We start from the raw sequence: 21,772 nt of genomic DNA on the forward strand, positions 1-21,772 counted from the left end.
CCTCAAGGTAAAATGGTCGATATTCGGTTTTATCAGCCTTGGCAAGCTGTGCCAACAAACCAAATAGTTCATCCCGAACCTGAAGAATTCCCATCGGGTTTTCTGACATCAGAACTGCCAGCTTTTCAACCGTAGAATCACTCGTGGTATATCGAGATCTGATTGGTACTTCAGGAATCTCATTCATCGCATCGTTCAGATGAAGCTCTGCATCTTTTCGTTTTTGAATATCATGGCCAGCTTTTTTGAATTCCCCCTTGGCAGCATCAAGGAGCAAGTCCGATTTTATTTTTTTTTCTTCATACTCCTGCATGGCTTTTTCATGCTCCTCACCAGCCACACGTTCCAGCTCCATTAAAAAACTGATGGCTTCCTGCATGACTGGCGTTTTCTTAATTGATGGTCGTCCAATAGCAGCCCCCCACAGGTTTGGAATAACAACCCAATCGTCGAAAGCCTTGGGAGCAATAACAAGGCGATTACCAATCACTGTCGCAAGTGCACAGATCACAGCTATCGCTGCAAACTCGACGGGAGCATTGTCCTTACGTTCAGCGATATCAACAACCCAGTCTCTGATTTCCGATGGCAGCCACAGTGGGTCAAATTTCATCACTGGTAGTAATGCCTGCTCAATAGGCTTTGGTTTCTCCCAAGTTATATTTGGTGCCTCCACAGCATTAGGAGCGGGCAGCAGCTTTATGTTTTGGTCGGGGGTTATGGAATTGTTAGCCACGGTCAACTCCTTTTGACAGGTTGGCGTAATCATTGAAATCGGTACCGGAACACCCGGCAGGAAATTGGGGATAGGTAACCCTGCCATTCACCCGTTCAGCCGCCTGTAGCGCCTTCAGGATGCCCGGGTTTCCAGGGGTGTAACGGTCATTGTCAGCAGCAAAGAGGATGTCAGATTGCTGATAGGCATCACGAAGGGCAAGCCCCGCATGGAGAAGATTCCCGCAATGAAAGGCGGCGAACACACTGGCGACATTCTTATCCACATAGACACTGGCTGCAGTCGCATAACCTTCAGCAATAGCATTAGTCCCAGTAGGCGAGAAGTTGCCAATACGGAAACCACAGCCCTGAATCTGGCCTCCTTTCTTAAACCGCTTTTGGAAACCACCGTTCTCATTATCAGGACAAATAAACTGGATGCTGCGAAGCTCGCCCTGCACATTGCAGACAGGAATAAGCAGGCTTTGGCCTATGACTTTAAGCCCGTAACTGGGAACGGCTTTCAAATCCAGATAGGGATGACTGGAAACCTCTCGCGCTGAGCGCCAGATATCCTGACAAACCTTTGCCGTTTCATCATTGACCCGAGCCGTTTCCCGCCTGATAGATTCCCGCAGATGTTTCGCTGCTATAGCCAGCTCTAGGCGCTCTTCATCACTAAGACTATGAACCGAAAATGGACGCCATAAATGCTTCTGCCCGATCCCCTTGAAGCTACCAAAAATCCCAAAGGGGTAGCGCCCAAAATGCAGCGCGTAATAGGCTGACTTGCGGCCAGATTTGTCGTGCGGTTCGGGATAGCGATGAAATTTACCATCAGCTATTGGGCGCTCATTCAGCGGTATACCAGCAGCAAATGTGGCATTAATGAAGTCATCAAGATATGAGGAATATGCTGTCATTCTGCACCCTCCTCATTATTGTCAATTATCACTCTGTTTTCGTCGAATGCATTCAGCTCATCCAGTCGCCACATTGGGCTTCCTGAAAAGTTTCTGGCTGGAGGGAGGTCTCCCTGTTTTCGCCACCGGTCTATCGACGATGTCGATTTCCCGTACCGGACAGCGAGCGCATTACGATCAAGGAAAATCTGCTGATCGGTTATTAAAATCTTGTGCGCACAGTGAGGGCATTCTGCTGAGATTTGCGCAATTACATTTGTGGTGTTTTTGCGGGTGTTACGGGACATTTCCTTGTCTCCGGTTGTGGTAACAGGATCAAGGATATGGGTGATATTCTGACATTACTGGCAACCGCCATTATTGGCTGGCAGTTGCCATAGATTTTGGCAGTTGCCACTGGAACATGCTGCCCAATGACCGTTAAATCAGTAGCTGTTCTCCCGGATATGCTTAGTAGCTTTGGAGAGTTTTTCCCTGATTGTACGACTACTTAGGTTTGGTATTCCCCGTGGAACTTCATCAACAAGATAATCTGCAAGCTGGGAAAAATTTGGGTTGTCAGCTGTCCCGTAGTTTTAGGGTCGCCTAAATGAGAAACGAGTTCAGGGATCAAAACACCAACTAACCCTGCCCAGGATTCAATTTCCTTTGTGGCTGCCGCAGTCAACTTGAGCTTACTACTTTGTAGTGCAGCGAGTTCTTCCACATTACACATCAGATCAACCCGGTGAATAGACACACTGTCATGGGTGTACGAAGGGTTCGGCTCGAACACTTGTAGGGATTTGAGAATTACGTTTCGGGTTATCTGTGGGTCTAGCTGCCAATAAATGTCAAATGGAGCAGGCAAACGCTCAACGGAGTAACCCTGGTCTTTGATAAGCCCAATTAATCGCTGTCCCATCTCTTCGCTGAGTATGACGTAGGCGTTGATTTGCTTACTGCCTAGAATCGCTTCCAAACTCTTCTCTGTTATTCCGAGAAACTGGGCAGAGTCCTCTATCGATATGAAATCATGATATGCATTTTTTTTATTATTCATGCCTAACCACACAGTCAAATATCTTGATGTTTTAGGCTAATTCGTTCGCTGACACTCTTCAATCGTCTGGAATGATAAAAAGTAAGAAAGCACATCTTTCGGTTTTTTCGGTGTGATTCAGGGAGTTCGGTCAGAAGCCATGACAACGACTTCTGACGCAAAGTGAGTAGAGATGTGTCAGGAGGGGCAACTGACCTCTTCCAGCCAGCGCGAGATATCACGATCCAGCCAACCAACAGTATTCTTACCCAGTCGCATAGGCTGTGGAAACCAACCGTCACGCACCCACCGATACACCGTACTACGGCTGACATTACCCAGACGCTGCTGCACCTGTGGCATTCTGAGAACTTGATGATGTTCCTGAGTCATTAGACAGTCCCTGTCTGTTGATGAGTCTTCAGAGTAACTTCCTGTATACCACCAGTCGTCCTCAATGCATTCTCATAAACCCCGGTTGCACGTGGTCTATGATGATCTTTTCTATATACCCCACTGGAGAATAGAGGATATGATGTTATATCCAAACCCTATTGGCGCATTCTTTCCTCCAACATGGTTCTGCCCATCCTATCTGCTCTGGCCGAACTTCCCTGTAAACACTTGCGTTGTTTCCTACTTTCACCTTCATAATTGGGTTCAAGACGGTATACCGATACATGGAATTAGATTTGTCCTTCAGGATGCCGGAAAGGATCAGTATTGGGCATACAACCAAAAGCAAGATGCTGACGCAGCGACCAATTGGCTTCAAAGCATAGGAATTCGACAAGCTATCCCCCTCCAAGCAGCTTGGGCCAATTATCTATAGGTGTCCATAATGGCAGGGGCATCAGAGATGGGACCCGCACCTACAACACGAACACGGTCCCACCCTGCCGCCCCCCATCACATATTTACACCTCCCCCCCTTTATATTTTTCTCAAAACTTTTTATTAAGCCCTTCAACTAAGACGACACATACACAGGGCCTCGACCAGGACCAGCATGAACAGCACTGCCAAGACAACGCGCCAAGACTAACCGACACAAGTAGGAGGAAAAGGTGAGAGCAAAACAGGTGTGAGATAAGAAAAATCAGGCCTGCAATCTGCCAAGACTACTGCCAAGACAAAACTGCAGATACAAAAAAGCCCCGCTATTAGCGAGGCTCTTAAGTGCTTGATATACAAGGCTTTGTTTGGTGCCGGCACCAAGAGTCGAACTCGGGACCTACTGATTACAAGTCAGTTGCTCTACCAACTGAGCTATGCCGGCAACGGGGTGGAATAATATGGATGAGGCCCTATTTTGTCAACACCTATAGACCGCTTTTGATTCCAGAAAACTCTTCCACCTTCTGGTTACGAATACACCTTCTATCAGAGCAGTCAGTTTTCCTGACAATAAGCCTTTGGGACTAAACCACTTCGCCTGCTGTTTATCTAATTTCTCATATAGCAGCCCTTTTTATCGGTCACTCATCTCAATGACCCAAACAGAAGGGCTAAGTGGAATTATTAAACCTGGAGGCATCAGGAATGGAATCACCAACAACAAGCCGCTCACCTTCTCCTTCTTCGACCCTTATAGCTCCCAGGTCAGCTGACGGGTCTCCAGGAAGGAAAACCTCCACCTCCAGTGGCAGTACACTGGTAGAAAATATTCAGAAAACCGGTGATAGCTTAATCCCTCAAGATAGACCTGTTTCACCTGGTAGTTTCGTTAAGTCAAAGCCTATACAAGCACGGAAGACAGATCCTGCAACAGGTAGACCTGAGCTAATACAGCAAACCGAAGATGAAAAGTTTCAACACATTAAAAAGCAGGCAGAGAGCTTGAGGCTCAAAGGAGCTTCCTTAAATCCGTGCAAGGGTAGACAGGCCCTTATTAACCTCCCTCCTATTGCTGCGTCAATGTTCCTACAGTTTGACAGCGTTGGCCTTTCTCAGATTCAGGAAGCTGAAGCCCTTGAACAATACTTGATAAAAACCACAGGAGCCCCTCCAGCCTATAGAACAGATAATGATAGAAGAAGGGTGAATCTTTCATATGAACAGGGATCTGCATTAATAAAAAAAGGCAAAACAGCAGAACCTCTTATTATCCCCGAGTTCGTCGCCAGAGGGCGACCTTTCTGTCTGAGAATGCTGGAGACCCTGGAAAGAAAATGTTTGGAAATGGAAACAGCCTCACAAGCAGCTGAGTCTTTCTGGGGGAAAACGGCGAAATTTTTTACTAATGCTCTCACCTCTACGACTCCATCATCAACTTCAGAGCACTACAATATCACCCTCCAGAACCTTCAGGAGATGCATTCAGACTTGTTCTGTTCCGAGGGTCACAGAACTGCCTTCCCCTACGAAGACAGAAAAATAAAACCGGGTCAGATTCTTGGAGAGAAGAGAGTTCCGGCTCCAGGATTCAGCAGCGCTGCAATGGATATTCTTGAGGGCGACCCAAGCCTTCCTCAGTATACGGAGGCAGGACTGAAGGCGGCACAAGAATTTAGAGAAGAGCAAATACGAAATTTAAAATTACCAAAGAATTATCCAGCGTTTGTATTGCACTTCCCAGAAAACCTTTCAGGAAGGTTTGCCAGATTAAGCATTCCTCTCACTCTTGATCAGGCTATTAAACTTGCAACAGTTAAATATTACGAGAAGAGTCTTCATCAAATAGAACAAAATGCAGCCCTTTTTTGTGGGGTTCTCGAAGAGATCAGCGAAGCCATTAAAAGAGCTGATTTCAAGCATTTTCCAGAGCAGTTTGCAGAGGAAAATATTTATAGTGCTATAAACTACATATTCGGAAACCATGGGGAGTTGTCCAGCTTATACTGCCAGCACTCCCACGAAATTTTTCGATTTAAAATGCTGCCAGCAGAACACATAAAGAAAGAACTTCAACGAGAAATTGGAGAGTTCAACGGAAGCCTTGGCCGGGCAAAAACAGTTGGTGAACTATGCAATGCTATCGGCAGACATATCCCCCGGCTTATTCAGATACATCCATTCCCTAATGGAAACCGGTATATTTTTGCGCAATTAGCAAGAGAGATTCTTCTTCATTATGGGTATCCCACAGCCCCCTCTCACAACTTAAAACTATTCGGAATGATTGGAGCCAAGGAGCTTTCAAACTACCTTCTAATGAGTATTGTGTATTTTCAGGATTTTGAAAAAAAGTGTCAGACAAGATATTCAGAGTTTGACGTCAGGCCAGGCCAAAGATTACCTACGAGTGCAGGTGAAGATATCGAGATGGTTGCACGCCAAATTGAATCTATCAGAAAAAAACACAATCTAAATCCGGAATATATTCTTGAAGAAGACTCTACCTCAAGCATAAGTACTCCAACGCAGGTTCCAGAGCCACAGGAAAAAACCAGCTGGGAAGATGAGATCGACTAAGTTCATTGAATTGCTCTTTTCTATGAGAAGAGCTTAAAACTCATCTATACACCTTCCTCCTACTTCCTTATTGGTAATGGTATATGAGGTTAAGCATCCCCCAAAGGTGGTTCTATATCTGGATAACAATCACCTTTAGCTTCGTACACCCCACCTATACTCAAGCCGGTGTAACGTGGAATCGGTTAATTAAAGCGGATGACAAACCCGGGGGGAAGGCATCCTCTGCGGTCAGACTGCTGCGTAAATGTTCTCTCTGCCTCTTCAATCAAGATAACTTTGACCCAGATAAAGTCCGAGTTGTTGACCAGCAGAATGAAAATATAATTCTCCGTATGCCAAATCCTTCGATTGATGGAGAGTTCCGTGAAAACAAACTTTATGATGCCATAAGAACGGCAGTTCCCTCCTGGAAGGGGCCAGATGACAGTGAGATAGTTGTTTTCAACCTGATGCATCGCTGGGCAGAGTTCGAAGAGTATGTTGTTGAAAAATCCTGGTTCGATGCTCACCCTGAACATAAATTTAAATACTTCCCTCAACTGGGGTCACTTCTCCCATCTACCTGGGTTCCAGGCTTGCTGAGAAAGCTACTCTACAAGTGGGATCGTCACCTTCTATTGCGTGCACGGGTAGTTGTAGATGCACTTCACGATGAATTATCCACCCTTGGTGAAAAACCCAAAATCATTATTCTCCATTGTGTATCTGGGCGGGATCGTACCGGATTTATCGATGGTCTATACCAAATGACTTATAATGAAAAATCCTACGAGTCAGTGGTAAAGGTTAACCAAGAAGTTGCTGGAAAGCCCCAGGATTTTTACAGCAGAAACAGCTTGAGGTGGGAAGCACTCAGGTTAATAGAGGAAGGATATTCGCACGTTGGAGAGAAACAGGCTGTGCTTGATTATGATGACAAGGATACAGCTTACTTTCAGCGGCAGCTTTCAGTCAGCAAGAAACAAAAGAAACATTAATATTTTCAGCGCATACAAAAAAACCAGACTTTATAGGTCTGGTTTTTTTCAGAATCTGGTGCCCAGGAGAAGACTCGAACTTCCACGCCCTTTCGGACACTAGCACCTGAAGCTAGCGCGTCTACCAATTCCGCCACCTGGGCTTTGCCGTTTTTTAACCTTGTCGGCCAAGTTTGCTAAGGATGATGATTGGTGCCCAGGAGAAGACTCGAACTTCCACGCCCTTTCGGACACTAGCACCTGAAGCTAGCGCGTCTACCAATTCCGCCACCTGGGCATCGCCCTTAGCGACCCGCCTTGAACAGCAACCTGTCGTTGCCAGCGAGCGAGGCGAATATTAGAGAGATCGCTATTTTGTGTCAACAGCTTGCTGAGTTTTAAGTATCAGTAAATTCCGAATACCGAAATAACTTCCATGAGATCTGCCATCGGTCTTTGATTCTGCTTAGATCAATCACTTCACATGAGGTCTTCACATTGGCACAAAAGCCGAATTTACTGGCGTAGACATGAAGGTATGAGCCACAGCTTCCCGACCAGAATAGAGGCGGGGTTGTTGTTTTTTGCTATTCTCACCGGAGTATTCGAGCATATCCGGGAACATCATCCTGTTCACATTCTTTATAAGTTACAGACAATACTCACAAATAAAGCTGATTGTTATTTAACTACTACATTTGTTAACAAAAAAAGTACATAACCAGCATTGGGTTACAGATACTCTCCACAGCACACCTCTTGAGCTGAAACACATCTATACTCACCCAGCTCGTCACACATAATCCCGGAGCAGTAATGAAGGGTTCCTCAACTCGTCGCCATCTCTTTCTCGTTTCATCTCTAGCCCTGGCAGTTTCTGCTGGCAATGCTTTTGCCGGTGGTTATGAAAAAGCAACACTTTGGGATGCCAAGTACAGCGCTCTGGCTGGTGCAGCGGTTTCTTCTGTTAATGATTCCAGTGCCGTTTATTACAATCCGGCTGGTCTGGCGTTTGCTGAACAGAATGATGTTTCCCTGCATGTCTCTCCAACATTCTCCCGGATTGACGGTCCGGCTGAGGGTTCGGGCTCTTTTGTAAAAGGCAAAACCCAGTTTTCTCCTGTTGGTGGTTTTACCGGCCTGTATAAACTGAATGACAAAACCACTCTGGGTTATGGCATTTATGCCGCTGGTGGTTCTGCCTCTGAGTACGATGTTACCGTTGGTAGTAGTGCTACATCACTAAGCGGTAAGTACTCTACTGATATTAAAGTGCTAGAGAGTGGCCTGGCTCTGGGCTATAGCCTAAACAACAACTGGTCTTTAGGTGCCACCTATCGCCTGACTTATGCTTATGCTGATATCAACCTGATGTCTGCAGCACAAGGCATTGGCATACAGGCCAGCTACAACGATATGAGCGGCTGGCACAAATCTGGTGTTCGCGTTGGGGCCATGTTCCGTTCCGATGATAACCGCTGGGGCTGGGGCATTAACTACCGTTCCGAGGTACAGATCAAAGCAGAAGGTAAAGCCTCATACAACAACGCTCTGGGTAAGCCCTTAGCGAGAAATCAACCAGCTCCATTCAAAGGAAAAGATGCAACGGCGGCTACAGCCCTTCCCATGCAGATTGCCACCGGTGTTGATTACCGTGTAGCGGATGATCTTACACTGTTTGGTGAAGTGACATTCAGCAAATACAGCACAAACAAGAGCATCGAGTTTGATTCTGATGAGCAGGCCCTGGTTGTGCCGCAAATCCCTCAAAAGTGGGATGACCAATACAGCTACCGGATTGCTGCGGAATACACCGGTATTGCCGACTGGGCTCTGAGAGGCGGCTATATCTATACCACAGGCCTTGTACCAGAAGAGTATGCCGCTGTTACCTTCTCCACCCCGGCTGCCGCACACACGGTGACTTTTGGTGCAGGCACGGCCATTATGGATGACAAGCTGGAACTGGATTTTGCTGCCGATTACAGCCTCGTGAAAAACAATGATGTAAAAGGCGGTGGCGCTGTGAGCGCAACGTCCAAGGCTCCTGCAGGCAAGTATCAATCCCAGGCACTCTCTATTCACATGTCTGCTACATATAAATACTGATTCTCTGCCTTTCAAGAAAACCTCTCGTCTCAAGAGAGGTTTTCTGCACTGAAACCCAGTTATAAAATACCGGATATTTAAGCCGGTATTCTTTTCTGATGACTCCAGCGGTCCTTGCAACCAAAAAGGCCAAAATTCCCCTCACTGTTCATGAGTATGAATATAAATCCTCCTGCACCAATTTTGGTGAAGAGGCCGCTGAAGCTTTGGGTTTGAATCTGGAGCAGGTTTTTAAAACTCTTCTGGTCAGTCTTAACGATGATCCTCGCAAACTGGCGGTTGCTATTGCCCCGGTCGCTGGAAAGCTGGATTTAAAAGCCTGTGCCAAAGCCCTGAAAGCAAAGAAGGCCGAAATGGCTGAGCAAGCACTTAGAGCTTTTGCCTGACAAAAAAAATGGGGTACTATTAATTATGCTTTGCTCTGCCTCCGTCTCTGCCTCTGAAACATGATGAAACCCGCAGCTATCCTGCTGATTTTCTGCCAATGGCTCTTTGCTAGTGTGTCCCTGTATGCACACAGTATGGATCTTGGGCATGATAGCCTTGAAGACGTGCATGTTCATTTTGAGCAAAGCAGCGAACCTGCCAGTCAGGAAGCAGATAGCGACAACAGCCCCCATATTCACTTTTCTTTGGACCCGGTCGTCCATCACCTGACTTTTAACAGTAACCACATTTCCAGTTGGTCACTGCTTGGCGATCAGCATTGGTATAACCAGATCTATCAACCGCCCCTGCCTCCTCCAACCAGTTATCCCCTTAAAGATTATTCAAATACTGACCGCAAACATGTGCTCAGACAGGGAGCACCTGTCTGCAAAGAAACCTTGAGGAATATATGCTATTTCGTTCAATTCCATGGCTGACGCGGGGGCAGCTGTATTGCTGCCTGCTGCTGTTAATGTCCGCCAGTATGGCTTTTGCCCATGGTGTCACGATAGGTGACCAGGGCTATATCCAGGAAATCTCTGGAGCAAACATCATTCCATTCATCTATCTCGGTGCCAAACATATGGTTACCGGGTATGACCATTTGCTGTTTCTGGTTGGCGTTATCTTCTTCCTTTACCGAGCTTCGGATATCGGGATATACGTCAGCTTGTTTGCAATTGGCCATTCCACAACTCTACTTGTGGGTGTGTTTTTCAATATTCCAGCCAATGCCTATTTAATTGATGCCATTATTGGCCTCTCAGTCGTTTATAAGGCACTGGACAATATGGGAGCCTACCAGCGCTGGCTTGGGTTTCAGCCCAACACTAAAGCCGCTACGCTGATCTTCGGCCTGTTCCACGGCTTCGGTCTTGCTACCAAGATTCAGACCTTTGAGTTGTCGGAAGATGGTCTGCTGACAAATCTGATTGCTTTCAATGTCGGGGTTGAAATAGGTCAGTTACTGGCGCTGTTCGGGATTCTGATTCTTATAAGTATCTGGCGGAAGCATCCTTCATTTCTGCAGCACGCTTATAGCGCAAACACCCTCCTTATGACCGCTGGTTTTACTTTGATCGGCCTGCAACTCACCGGCTTTTTTGTCGCATAACAATGAATAGGGGTGCTTATGTATAACTCAAATATTCCATCCAGAAACGAACTTCCATCCAGCAAGCAACTGGTTGTTTCTACCTTTATTGCTTTGATCGTTGCCTGCACTTTGCTAATCACCTGTGTTCTGCCTGCAGAATATGGCATTGACCCGACCGGTATCGGCCGTTCTCTGGGTCTAACTCAAATGGGAGAGATCAAGGAGCAGCTGGCTGAAGAGGCAACTCAGGATCAGGCTTTGCAGGAACAACCGACTCAGAAACAGGTGGCCTCTGCAACACCAGAGACAAGTAATACTGCCTCTGAAACCTACAAGGTAACTCTGAAACCGGGTGAAGCGGCAGAAGTAAAACTGGCCATGAAGAAAGATGCAGATGTGGATTATTACTGGTCAGTCAACCAGGGCCACGTAAACTTTGATACCCACGCTGATAACTCTCAGGTTAAGTATCATGGTTACAACAAGGGCAAGGCGGTTACAGAAGATAAAGGTGTAATGACCGCCGTATTTGATGGGAAACACGGCTGGTTCTGGAGAAATCGCTCAGAAACCACAGTGACAATCACCTTAAAACTCACAGGAAACTATAGCGAGTTAATCCGGGTGCTCTAACTTCAGGTTATTCTGAACCGAACTTAATCTTCATTAAAAGCATTTGCCTGTCTTAACAGGCAGATGCTGTTCAACTTTGAATTCTTTTCTTATACAAACAAACCGGCACAATGACCGGATGCCCAGGCCCATTGGAAATTGAAGCCTCCCAGATGCCCGGTTACATCAACAACCTCGCCAATAAAATAGAGATTATCCTGCAAACGGCTTCCCATTGTTTTGGAAGACAGTTGATCGGTATTCACACCACCCATTGTGACTTCGGCTTTTTTATATCCTTCTGTGCCGTTTGGCGTTATACGACAGTCAGAAAGCATACTGATCATTTTATCCATGCTTTCCCGTCGCCACTGGCAGGCTTCACCTTTCTCACCAATCCATTCAGCAAAAACTGTCGCCAGACGTTTGGGCAAATGTTCAGTAAGAAGTGTTGCCAATGAAGCCTTTGGGCGAGCGTCACGCTGACTTTTCAGCCACTCTTCCACATCAATATCCGGCAGCCAGTTGATGGTAATTTCATTACCTTTCTGCCAATAGCTGGAAACCTGAAGGATAGCCGGGCCACTCAGCCCTTTATGGGTAAACAGCAGTGCTTCACGGAAGCTGGCATTGTTACAGCTGGCAATCACTTCCGTGCTGATTCCAGGCAGATCTGCAAATCTTTTCATCAGTTCCTGGGGAAGAGTGAAAGGAACCAGAGCTGGGCGTGAAGGAACGATGTTATGGCCAAACTGCTTGGCAACCCGGTAGCCAAAATCAGTTGAACCCATTGTCGGAAAAGACAAGCCACCTGTCGCAACAACAAGGGATTCTGCAGTAACAGCGCCTTCGCTTGTCTGAATCTGATAGCTTCCACTTTCCAAAGCTTCAATTTCACCAATCTCGACTCGATTGCAGATAGTCACTCCCGCCTGATCACATTCAGCCAGCAACATATCAACAATATCTTTGGCTGTGTTATCACAGAAAAGCTGCCCCAAGGTTTTTTCATGCCAGGCAATACCATGCTTGTCGACCATGGCCTGAAAATCCCACTGGGTGAAACGACTCAGTGCTGATTTGCAGTAGTGCTTGTTACTGGAAAGATAGTTGGCAGGCTCGGCATACATATTGGTGTAATTACACCGTCCCCCTCCGGAAAGAAGAATTTTGCGCCCTGGGCGTTTGCCATGATCAAGCACCAGAACCCTGCGCCCCCGCTGCCCGGCAGTCAGTGCACACATAAGACCAGCGGCACCGGCACCAATAATGACAACATCACTCTGGGGAGGTAAAGACATACACAGGGTTCCATCAACAACAAACAGCAGGCGGGAGACTATAAAAGGAATGCCTGACCGGTGCTATTGTCCATTAACGAAGATTTCTAGCCCATTTCTACTGAACAAACGCCGTAAACTTCATCTGTTGGAATTTCCGGTGGTTTTCCATAATACATCCTTACCCACTCATGCCCTGTTGGTTCGAGCTTGAAGTGATTAATAAATTTCCGTCGGTTTAGATTATTGTCTGGGATATCGATATACACAGATGTACCGGCATAAAGCTGACAACAGAGGCCTTCCATCAGATCTTTGGCATCAACCACAGTCTGGGCATACAAAGGGCCAACCCGATACCCCTCCGCCGCTTCACGAAGCACACCATATCCACGTAGCTGTCCGCGCGAGTTGCGCATACAAAGATGCCGACGACCAACATCCAGATCAAGCCATTGGTGTATAAAACAACCACGAGACTCTTTTACATAGTGAGCGTCGAATGCAGTCAGTTCCATCGATTCGGGAGGACGAGTGACAACCCTGTCCCTTAACTGCTCAGATCCTTTAACCCGATAGTGATAGCGTCTGTTGTAATGAGACTCTTCGAATCCGTGTTTCCTGTATTTATGCAGCCGTAAAGGGTCTGCATCCAGCCCCATAAGCCGTACGCCAATTCGGTTCAAATCCTCAAATACATGTTTCCAGATCTGATAACCGTACCCTTTACCTCTCAGTTCAGGATCTGCGATATGGAAATATCCGATAAAGGCAAAACTGTACTCATAAATATGTGCTGAAAGACAGGCAACAGGCTTTCCATCGAGAACCCCGATATAAAAAAGCCCCGTCTTTGATTTACAGGCGACCTTGATATCTGCCAGCCCGGGGTTCCAGTCTGCTTTTGCAAACCACTCCGTCAGCAGTTCGAATTCATCATCCCACACATTACGAATGAGCATTTTTTGGGACATGACTACAATTCACGTCAATTTAAAGGAATGGATTATACAGATCAGTTGATCGTTAATTTTGCTCTACTACAAAAATACGACATTTTTTTAACGTCGCAGGATGGCTATCCAGCGGCCTAAATTAAGGAGACTGGCCATGGCTCCTGCAACATACGTCCAGGCGGCAGCTTTAAGAACCTTCCTGGCACCATGCATATCCTGTTCTGTTAAATAGCCCTCTTCCAGAATAGGCAGCGCTTTTTTAAAGCTGGCATCCATTTCAACCGGAAGATTAACCAATTGCACCCAAACGGCAGCCAGCATACCGGAAGCCCCAATCGCCACAGTTAACAACGTACTTTGGGGAACACGGGTAATCAAGAAAATTACTGGAGATATCATCAACGCGATGGCGCTGAAGCGTTCAATGGTAATAGCTGTTTTAATACGTCTCTGCCGGAGCATAAATCCCGGGTGCTGTTCCTTATGCTGCAGTGCATGTCCCACTTCATGGGTCGAAACAGCGACGGCTGTCACTGAACGGCCATCGTAGTTTTCCGGTGACAGGGAAACCAGCTTGTCTTCCGGGTTGTAATAGTCTTCACCCGGCCCGCCTTTCTGGACAGTCACTCCCTCAAGCTCAAAGCGTTCTATCAGGTGCTGTGCCAGCTCTCCCCCTGTTCCCTGAAGATCCGGGCGATCACCACCAAATCGTTTCATGGTAAAACGCACCCAGACCTGGGGCCCGAAAACCAGCAGAATAATGGCTATAAACGGGATAACAATGACCATCTGCACTCCCCTGTAAGATGGCTCTTTCGATTATTGGAAAGCTTACCAGAAGAAAAGCAAAATATTGGTTTTAATGCCGCCAAAACTGACAGCATTAGTTCAAGCATCCTGGTTATTCATCCCAGATATTTGCAGCTGTCTAAGGGCTGTTTCCCTCTCTCCAGTAATTACTCGATACAAAGCGATAACTCACTATAAAGTCGAGTTTGTTATTTAAGAGTTCCTTAACAACTCGGCTTCACAGGCGCAAACTAGACAACGTTGATAGAGGATGAAAAATGAAATTCTGGCGTCTTATCCTGACAGCATCTTGCCTTGCCATGACTCTTGCGCATGCAGCAGAACGCGAGATAGTGGTTCTGCCGTTAAATTATTCACTTCCGGAGCAGGTGTTGCCGCCGGTGTTAGCCATTCTTCCGGAGGACGCTACGGTTACGTCCCATGGCAACCAGCTTATTCTGAAAGTAACACCGGAAGAAAAGACCGATGTTGAACAGCTTCTTCAGCAGATTGATAAGCCTGCCCGACAGTTCTTAATCAGTGTGCGCACTCCCCATTCTTCTAACAATCATCAATCCGGGGTTACGGCGTCTGGCACTTTTGCAAATGACAAAGTTCAGGTAGGCAGCAGTGTACAGAATGGGAATGTTGTTATCCGCAACAGTGATGCCCTCAGTACTGAGAAACAACAGCAATCTGTAAGAGCTACAGAAGGAATGCCCGCCTATGTGGCAGTTGGTGAGTCGGTTCCAGTACACAGCTATCGGATTAATGCATCAGGACAGAGAGAAGTTGTAACCGAATTTAAACCTGCCAATAAAGGCTTTTATGTGACTGCAAGGCTGGTGGGGAGCAATGTTGTTCTCGATATTAACCAGACCAATGATCAGCACCAACAAAACAGAATCGCCACCAAACACCTGGCAACCCAGATCAGTGGACCTGTCGGTCAATGGATCACGATTGGGGATACGGATAGCAAATCAACCACCAGTCAGAGTGGACTGGTGGTGCGTAGTTCAGATGCCAGCCGAAAATCCGGCCAGATTCAGCTTCGGGTCGAGTTATTGAACTAGGCTGCGTTGACAATTAACCATTCGAAAGCTTCCAGCCAATATTTGTTCGGGGAATTGTGCAACCTTTCAGCACAGCTGTGTTCTGCTGGCAGTTTGTGCAAATGACCCCGATCATACCAGCCTGAAAATCCAGAATTCCGCACGACTCGGTTTCCAGTGAAAACAGGTTATAGACAGAGACTGATCCCTCAACCTTGTCATTGACCGGTGCAATATAGTTTCCGGTGATGACCGAACCACCTTTATGTATGACTCTCTGCATTCCGCTGGCGTCAGGTGCTATTGGTGATGCAGAGACACTACCTGCAAGTACCAGGGCTACGAAACCAGTTGTAAAAGACTTGATATGTTTCCGAAACATGGCGGACTCCTACATTATTCCATTAACCAGAATTTCCAGGTCGTGATGATTCGTTGACAGCGTATTAACAATTTCAGTGTACAACCCAATTTGGACGATGGGCTGTTACTCCTGCCTGCCCACTGTTACCAACCTGTTGCCGGCAGTAACAGCTTTCCTTAAAGAGCTGTACACCGGTGCTTTGTTATCACTCCTTATTTACTTTTATCCCTTTGTTTTTATTCGATTTTATATTTTCTGGCACATCCTGAGCATTTATCAGGTCACAATAAAAATAAAAATGCTTACTCCCTAGCCCATATAAAAATAATAATGACGGGCAACAAGTTGATTATTTTACGCGCTATCTGGTTCTTCTGAACCATGCAACACAACATGGACGAAGGCTGGAACAGGGAAGATACACAGTGTACTTGCTCAGCCAGTAAAGTAATCCGCTTGTAGAGTAACTTGTGTGCAACCGGTCTCCGGTTGCACTTTTCTTTATTTTTCTTTCACACTTTATCCAGTAGCTTATTCACTACCTGGGTACGCCTTGCATTATCCACAGCAAAAGAATTCTTTGTATTTGTCCCCTTGAATAATCCCGGAATAAGTCACTAATCATTCTCTGTTGATAACTCAAGTAAACCCTTATTCTGCAAGGGTTTCATCAGTTTTTACTTTTCCTTTTAAGTTCATCCTTAAACCTGAGGATAACTTTCACTCCTAATCTTCCATTTGAATATTCCACAGGGAGTCGCTTTATTTTTAGGCTGTACAAAAAACAGACAGACTTTACACACAGGCCCTTAGCTACAGGCTTCCAGCGTTTGTCAACAGCTTTTAAAAGCAAAATCACAAGCTATTCAACGGGATATACACAGCTTTTGTGCATAATTTTTAACCATAAAGTTATCCACAGAAAAATGTTAGCCATTCGTTAGTAAGCCGTTAGTAATGCGTTCATACCCACCGTATAACATGTGGAGTCTTTCATGTGGATAAAAAAGGCTCTTCAAGAAGAGCCTTAACAAGGTGTGAATATTTTTAAAGAGCCGGAAGAGCAGTTACTCCTCGTTCGGGTGCTTCCACTGGTTAATCAGTTCTTTCTGTACAGCAGGAATGACTGCTTCGTAATGGCTGAACTTCATGGAGTAGGTTCCTTCACCTCCCGTCATTGCTTTCAGCTTGTTGCTGTAATCACCCACACTGGATAATGGTGCTGTTGCCTGAATATCCAGAGAACCATCCGGACAGGCATCCGTTCCGGTTACCAGACCCCGAATACTGGCCAGATCACCGGTGATATCTCCCATGCATTGAGCAGGAACATGGATGACAATTGCGACATGTGGTTCCAGAATCTTTGGCCCTGCCTGTTGCACAGCTTCAATAAACGCTTTGCGTCCGGCAGTCACAAAAGCAATTTCCTTTGAGTCAACAGGGTGATGCTTGCCGTCATAAACAGTTACCCTGACATCCTGCATCTGGAATCCGGCAATCCCGCCCTGGTCATAAGCTTCCCTGACGCCTTTTTCCACAGCAGGAATAAATGGGCCAGGAATCACTCCGCCAACAACAGCATCGACAAACTCAAAACCTGCTCCGCGCTCAAGAGGCTCAATCTTCAGGAAAACTTCACCAAACTGACCGGCACCACCATTCTGTTTCTTATGACGGTGATGTCCTTCCGAAGGTTTGGTGATTGTCTCGCGATAGGGAATGCTTGGTTCAGCTGTAGCAACATGCATGTTGAAAACATGCTCCATCTTGTCGAGCACGGCTTTCAGATGAATATCACCAATACCCATCAGAACCGTTTCATTCTGGCGCTCACGGAACTCAATTTTCAGACTGGGATCTTCGGCCGCCATCTTCTGCAGAACGTCTGACATCTTCTGTTCATCACCCTGATGCAATGGGCTGACAGCCGTGCTGGCCATGGGATCAGGGAATTGCAGAGTTTTCAGATGGAAGTTGTCTTCCTCATGGGAGTCATGAAGAACGGCATCAAAATAGAGGTTATCTGCTTTCGCAATAGCGCAGATATCTCCCGGGCCAGCTTCATCAACAGCAATATGCTCTTTACCCTGAAGTTTATTCAGGTGAGTAATACGCAGGGGTTTTCTGCCATCACCAATATAGAGCTGACTGCCGTTACGAACAGTGCCCTGATGGATACGGAACATGCCCATCTTGCCCATGAAAGGATCAAGAGACAGTTTGAATACATGGGCAATAACATGGGCATCAGCATCAGGCACAACACTGACTTCCTCTGCTTCCTCGCCCTCACCTTTCAGAAACAGGGGAGGATTGCCTTCTGCCGGTGTTGGCATCAGCTCATTCATCACCTTCAGCAAATTATCCACACCTGCGCCGGTTATTGCAGAGGTGAAGCAGACAGGAATCAGGTGATTTTCCCGCAGAGCTTTTTCCAAAGGTTCATGAAGCTGCTCAACAGTGATGCTTTCTCCCTGTTCGAGATAAAGCTCCATCAAATCATCATCCACCTCAACAACCTGATCCACCAGGTTACTGTGGGCTTCATCGACAGATCCAAAGGCCGTTTGTGCGCTGTCATCAGCAGTAAAGTAACAGTCAACTACCTGGCCATCAGAAGTTGGCAGGTTAACTGGCAGGCACTCCTGACCGAGCACGTCCTGAATTTCTTCAAGAATGCCTTCACAGTCAGAAGCTTCATCAATCTGGTTCACGATCACCAGCGCGCACTTATGGCGTTCTTTTAATTTTTCCCATGCGGCACGGGTAACGATTTCAACACCATGTTTGGCGTTAACAACTATCGCAACTGTTTCTACTGCAGGCAGTGCCGAGATCGCACGCCCAAAAAGATCTGCTGTTCCTGGTGTGTCGAGAAGGTTTATACAGGATGATTTATAGGGAAGGTGGAGGAGGGAGGTTTCAAGTGAATGACCAGTGTCTTTTTCCAGGTCGGAGTAGTCTGATACTGTGTTTCGCCCTTCAATACTCCCGGGCGCTCCCGAAACGCCAACTTTATGTAGAAGCATTTCACAGAGTGTAGTTTTGCCACTGCCTGCGTGGCCAAGCAAGGCAATATTGCGAATGCGGTCGCTTTGATAGCCGGCCATCACTTCCCTCCTGTTGGGATTGTTTTCTATTCGCCATGAAAATCCCTTTTCATCCCCCCAGGGTACAAAAAGCGACCTGTTCAATCATGGCTCTATGAACACAACCCTTGTGTTATCCGTTCAGGAGCTTTGATCCTGTTCGGCTGTTCGAGGGTCGCGTTCGCTCTCTCAAACGTTTTTATTGACAGCTCACTTGCTGTGCATTTATTAGACAGGAAAAGTTGATATTCGGTTTGTACTGACTTCAGTATAAAGATGCCGCAATCTGGATAAATTGTTCCCGGTCAATAGGAAGTGAGGAAAGAAACAGAAGGCTTCTGACACAAATCAGAAGCCAGAGGGTAAGTAATCAGGGTGCCAGTCGCTCAATATCCCAAGAAGAATCATCCTGCAGCTTATAAAGGAACCGGTCATGCAAACGGCTTGGGCGCCCCTGCCAGAATTCGATTTTCGTGGGACGTACGCGGTAACCTCCCCAAAAGGAGGGAACAGGAACCTCTCCCTTTTTAAATTTACGCTTCATTTCATCGAATTTTAATTCCAGCATTTTACGGCCGGTAATTACGCTGCTCTGATGGGAGCACCATGCACCTAACTGGCTGCCATGAGGGCGGCTCAGGAAATATTTCATGGTCTCGGCTTTACCGAGCTTCTCGGCTTCGCCACGGATAATGACCTGACGCTCCAGAGGCAACCAGAAAAACATCAAGGCAACCTTTGGGTTTTTCTCAATTTCGTGAGCCTTGGCGCTGGTGTAATTGGTGAAGAGTGAGAACCCTGATTCGTCAAAGTATTTCAGCAATACTGTCCGAAGGCTGGGTTGCCCGTCTTCAGCCACTGTTGCCAGACTCATGGCATTGGGTTCATGGATATCAACTTCCTGAGCCTGCTCAAACCACTTTGTAAACTGTTGGATAGGATCATCGGTGAGATCCTCCCGCCTCAGACCATCACGGGTATATTCTTCACGAAGGGCACTTAGATCCATAACAGACTTTCACTCAATGCATTCAAACAGCCGTCAATAATGGCACTCATGCTTTGTGGAATAAAGATTCAGATGACAGGATCAGTTTTTTCACAGATCACTAGAAGAACACGACATGTTTAAAAAATGTCTAAAATATTCTTTCCCGCTTTAAAGCTGCAGGTGGAAAGTATGTCATATCACCATACGGCAAAGCTTTTACCATCGTCATGATGAAAAGCATCATTAGAGGGTCAATTCCATTTTATGCCGTTATCGCTGTACTCTTTCATGGATTTTTTGATGATGCCTATGCAGGCGGCGGATTATCAAAACAGGCTTCTCATCCCCCTCCTCGCTACTCTGATTGGGCTAAATTTGCCGCTGAACCCGAAGAATTAAAATTATGCGTTCCCCCTCCAAAACTGCCGCTCCCTCAAAAAATTAATGAAGGCGATATGCTTCAATATCAGGCTGGACCTATGCAAAGGGATGAGAGTACCCACCCATTTACTTTACAGAGCCAAAATAGTGGGATAACGCCGTCAAAACAGACCAATAAAAGACTGCTCAAATGTGTACGAACAAAGCCATCAGAACACAGGCTATTACCAGCTACCGATAACAAGGGCTGCGTAACTATCAGCCATAATGGACAATGGATTATTACCGGCCACAAAAATGGCATTGTCAAAATACATAGCGTGGCAAATCCAGAGCAAACATTTCAAATTGACTTTTCTGCCGGAATACAGCGCAATATTGGGTATATAGCCAGAGTAGATTTGACTCGTAACAACACATTATTAACAGCTGTTTTTTATTCCAAGGAGAACCCCTCTTTCTCTCTCGCTATTTATGATTTTGACAGCAGAACTTTTATTTTTCCAAAATATCTTGATGGAAGCATTCATAAACTCTCTGGAATAATGTCTCCTGGTGGGAAATTTATGGCGGTATTCCTAATTAAAGAAGGTGTCGTACAAGTAATTGACTGGAAAAACAGTCTCATTATCTACCAGACTCCTCTAAAGAATACGGGACTCATTAACCTATATTTCATCGACAACACACACATATTATTTGCCACTTACAAAAGTGCGTACAAAGCTGACTTTGTCACAGGGGAAACCAGGAATTTTTCCTATCTTGCGACACCAGACTTCTTCAGTGTAAATATATCCAATCACTGGATTACTATTGCACATACTAAGGGAATCTCATGTTTTTACGAAGGGGGAGTTACTTGTCAATCTTATTTTACAAATTGCACATTACCTATGGTGATCAGCAATGATGGTAAAACCCTGTATTGCTCTAAAGCAGGCAACATTTCTGGTTATAATATTTTTCTTGAAATCTTGAAAGTCCGATTTCCCTCAGGAGATTCCCTGGTTTCTGTGATAAAAATCACACCGGATGATCAGATGCTGATTGCCGGATATAGTGATGGATTCATCCGGCTGTGGAATATAGCTACTGAACAGCTTTTGCTGGAGCTGAAATGCCAGACTGAACCTATTGAACCTATTGAACCTATTGAAAATAAAATAAAAAATATTTGGGTCACTCCTGACTATGAATATCTGGTATATTCCCCACCTGATGATGAACCAATCCAGATCTACCCCTTGCATGTGGAATAATTTCCTGAAAAGCCTTAAGCCGCTATTACCCATCCCCGTCCATCAGAGCCTGTCAGAGAAAGACATATAGAATTAAATTTGTGCTATCCAATTCCAAATAAAGCGTATGTAAACCTTGTTACTTTTTTAAATTTGTTACCCTGAGAAAGGTGTTACCGCTTTATTAATGAAACATCGTAACACATGACCTGTACAAGAATTATTAATTGAACTTTAAAACCAGCTAACCAATTGTTTTTTCAGCACTTAGTTTGTTATGGCTTGCGAACTGCGTATTAAATGGTGCAGTCAGACAAAAAATAATTGTCTGACTGCAGCCAAC

Annotated in this window: 20 protein-coding genes and 3 tRNA genes; 10 read left to right on the top strand and 13 right to left on the bottom strand. The window is 45.9% G+C overall.

What is annotated here, in order from left to right; all coding sequences use genetic code 11:
- Both M3P05_RS00005 and M3P05_RS00010 read right to left on the bottom strand, forming a co-directional pair.
- Positions 1–736, bottom strand: a 736-nt coding sequence (locus tag M3P05_RS00005; RefSeq protein ID WP_249697163.1) for a DUF3987 domain-containing protein, incomplete at its 3' end; no start/stop codon positions are given.
- Positions 729–1,640: a hypothetical protein gene (locus M3P05_RS00010; protein ID WP_249697164.1), complete on the bottom strand. Its 912-nt coding sequence runs from the start codon at positions 1,638–1,640 to the stop codon at positions 729–731. The genes M3P05_RS00010 and M3P05_RS00005, both read right to left, overlap by 8 nt.
- Before the next feature lie 242 nt (positions 1,641–1,882).
- On the opposite strand from M3P05_RS00010, the gene M3P05_RS00015 reads away from it, so the two are divergent.
- On the top strand, positions 1,883–2,020 hold the full coding sequence (locus M3P05_RS00015; protein WP_249697165.1) for a hypothetical protein: 138 nt from the start codon (positions 1,883–1,885) through the stop codon (positions 2,018–2,020).
- A 110-nt stretch (positions 2,021–2,130) separates the two neighbouring features.
- Here the strand turns inward: M3P05_RS00015 and M3P05_RS00020 are convergent, their stop codons facing one another.
- The 3 genes from M3P05_RS00020 to M3P05_RS00030 form a co-directional block, all read right to left on the bottom strand.
- A complete protein-coding gene (locus tag M3P05_RS00020) occupies positions 2,131–2,682 on the bottom strand; it encodes a hypothetical protein (RefSeq protein ID WP_249697166.1) in 552 nt (183 codons plus the stop codon).
- A 177-nt stretch (positions 2,683–2,859) separates the two neighbouring features.
- The gene (locus M3P05_RS00025; protein WP_249697167.1) at positions 2,860–3,054 is read right to left on the bottom strand and encodes a helix-turn-helix transcriptional regulator; all 195 of its coding nucleotides are present in this window, start codon (positions 3,052–3,054) and stop codon (positions 2,860–2,862) included.
- Between the two features lie 810 nt (positions 3,055–3,864).
- Positions 3,865–3,940: transfer RNA gene (locus M3P05_RS00030), tRNA-Thr, on the bottom strand.
- 263 nt (positions 3,941–4,203) lie between these two features.
- On the opposite strand from M3P05_RS00030, the gene M3P05_RS00035 reads away from it, so the two are divergent.
- Entirely contained in the window at positions 4,204–6,075 is a 1,872-nt protein-coding gene (locus tag M3P05_RS00035; protein ID WP_249697168.1) for a hypothetical protein, read from the top strand.
- A gap of 83 nt (positions 6,076–6,158) precedes the next feature.
- Positions 6,159–7,055, top strand: a complete 897-nt coding sequence (locus M3P05_RS00040) for a hypothetical protein (protein ID WP_249697169.1) — start codon at positions 6,159–6,161, stop codon at positions 7,053–7,055.
- Positions 7,056–7,111: 56 nt separating this feature from the next.
- On the opposite strand, the gene M3P05_RS00045 is transcribed toward M3P05_RS00040, so the two are convergent.
- Positions 7,112–7,198 (bottom strand) — tRNA-Leu (locus M3P05_RS00045).
- A 47-nt stretch (positions 7,199–7,245) separates the two neighbouring features.
- A tRNA-Leu gene (locus M3P05_RS00050) sits at positions 7,246–7,332 on the bottom strand.
- A gap of 518 nt (positions 7,333–7,850) precedes the next feature.
- On the opposite strand from M3P05_RS00050, the gene M3P05_RS00055 reads away from it, so the two are divergent.
- From M3P05_RS00055 to M3P05_RS00075, 5 genes are all read left to right on the top strand, one after another.
- The gene (locus M3P05_RS00055; RefSeq protein WP_249697170.1) at positions 7,851–9,143 is read left to right on the top strand and encodes an OmpP1/FadL family transporter; all 1,293 of its coding nucleotides are present in this window, start codon (positions 7,851–7,853) and stop codon (positions 9,141–9,143) included.
- Positions 9,144–9,241: 98 nt separating this feature from the next.
- Entirely contained in the window at positions 9,242–9,529 is a 288-nt protein-coding gene (locus M3P05_RS00060; RefSeq protein ID WP_249697171.1) for a YbaK/EbsC family protein, read from the top strand.
- 60 nt (positions 9,530–9,589) lie between these two features.
- On the top strand, positions 9,590–10,009 hold the full coding sequence (locus M3P05_RS00065; protein ID WP_249697172.1) for a hypothetical protein: 420 nt from the start codon (positions 9,590–9,592) through the stop codon (positions 10,007–10,009).
- Positions 9,982–10,686: a HupE/UreJ family protein gene (locus M3P05_RS00070; RefSeq protein WP_408635831.1), complete on the top strand. Its 705-nt coding sequence runs from the start codon at positions 9,982–9,984 to the stop codon at positions 10,684–10,686. The genes M3P05_RS00065 and M3P05_RS00070 overlap by 28 nt, the downstream gene beginning before the upstream one ends.
- Positions 10,687–10,704: 18 nt before the next feature.
- Positions 10,705–11,301 (top strand): transmembrane anchor protein, encoded by a 597-nt coding sequence (locus M3P05_RS00075; protein WP_249697173.1) that lies wholly within the window; start codon positions 10,705–10,707, stop codon positions 11,299–11,301.
- 89 nt (positions 11,302–11,390) lie between these two features.
- Here M3P05_RS00075 and M3P05_RS00080 read toward each other — a convergent pair whose 3' ends face one another.
- The 3 genes from M3P05_RS00080 to M3P05_RS00090 all read right to left on the bottom strand — a co-directional run bounded on the left by M3P05_RS00080 (position 11,391) and on the right by M3P05_RS00090 (position 14,305).
- The gene (locus tag M3P05_RS00080; protein ID WP_249697174.1) at positions 11,391–12,581 is read right to left on the bottom strand and encodes a BaiN/RdsA family NAD(P)/FAD-dependent oxidoreductase; all 1,191 of its coding nucleotides are present in this window, start codon (positions 12,579–12,581) and stop codon (positions 11,391–11,393) included.
- An 86-nt stretch (positions 12,582–12,667) separates the two neighbouring features.
- A complete protein-coding gene (locus tag M3P05_RS00085; RefSeq protein ID WP_249697175.1) occupies positions 12,668–13,534 on the bottom strand; it encodes a GNAT family N-acetyltransferase in 867 nt (288 codons plus the stop codon).
- A gap of 87 nt (positions 13,535–13,621) precedes the next feature.
- On the bottom strand, positions 13,622–14,305 hold the full coding sequence (locus tag M3P05_RS00090; RefSeq protein WP_249697176.1) for a zinc metallopeptidase: 684 nt from the start codon (positions 14,303–14,305) through the stop codon (positions 13,622–13,624).
- 278 nt (positions 14,306–14,583) lie between these two features.
- On the opposite strand from M3P05_RS00090, the gene M3P05_RS00095 reads away from it, so the two are divergent.
- Positions 14,584–15,381, top strand: coding sequence for a hypothetical protein (locus tag M3P05_RS00095; protein WP_249697177.1), 798 nt, complete (start codon positions 14,584–14,586; stop codon positions 15,379–15,381).
- A 13-nt stretch (positions 15,382–15,394) separates the two neighbouring features.
- Here M3P05_RS00095 and M3P05_RS00100 read toward each other — a convergent pair whose 3' ends face one another.
- The 3 genes from M3P05_RS00100 to pdxH form a co-directional block, all read right to left on the bottom strand.
- Positions 15,395–15,742 (bottom strand): hypothetical protein, encoded by a 348-nt coding sequence (locus tag M3P05_RS00100; RefSeq protein ID WP_249697180.1) that lies wholly within the window; start codon positions 15,740–15,742, stop codon positions 15,395–15,397.
- Between the two features lie 1,049 nt (positions 15,743–16,791).
- Positions 16,792–18,837 (bottom strand): elongation factor G, encoded by a 2,046-nt coding sequence (gene fusA / locus M3P05_RS00105; protein ID WP_249697181.1) that lies wholly within the window; start codon positions 18,835–18,837, stop codon positions 16,792–16,794.
- Positions 18,838–19,186: 349 nt separating this feature from the next.
- Positions 19,187–19,825 carry a pyridoxamine 5'-phosphate oxidase gene (gene pdxH, locus M3P05_RS00110; RefSeq protein WP_249697183.1) on the bottom strand — a complete coding sequence of 213 codons (639 nt, stop codon included), beginning with the start codon at positions 19,823–19,825 and terminating at the stop codon, positions 19,187–19,189.
- 209 nt (positions 19,826–20,034) lie between these two features.
- Here pdxH and M3P05_RS00115 point away from each other — a divergent pair, with 209 nt between their 5' ends.
- A complete protein-coding gene (locus M3P05_RS00115) occupies positions 20,035–21,450 on the top strand; it encodes a WD40 repeat domain-containing protein (protein WP_249697187.1) in 1,416 nt (471 codons plus the stop codon).
- Positions 21,451–21,772: the final 322 nt, after the last annotated feature.

The organism is Parendozoicomonas callyspongiae (genome assembly GCF_023502345.1).
Lineage (GTDB): Bacteria > Pseudomonadota > Gammaproteobacteria > Pseudomonadales > Endozoicomonadaceae > Sansalvadorimonas > Sansalvadorimonas callyspongiae.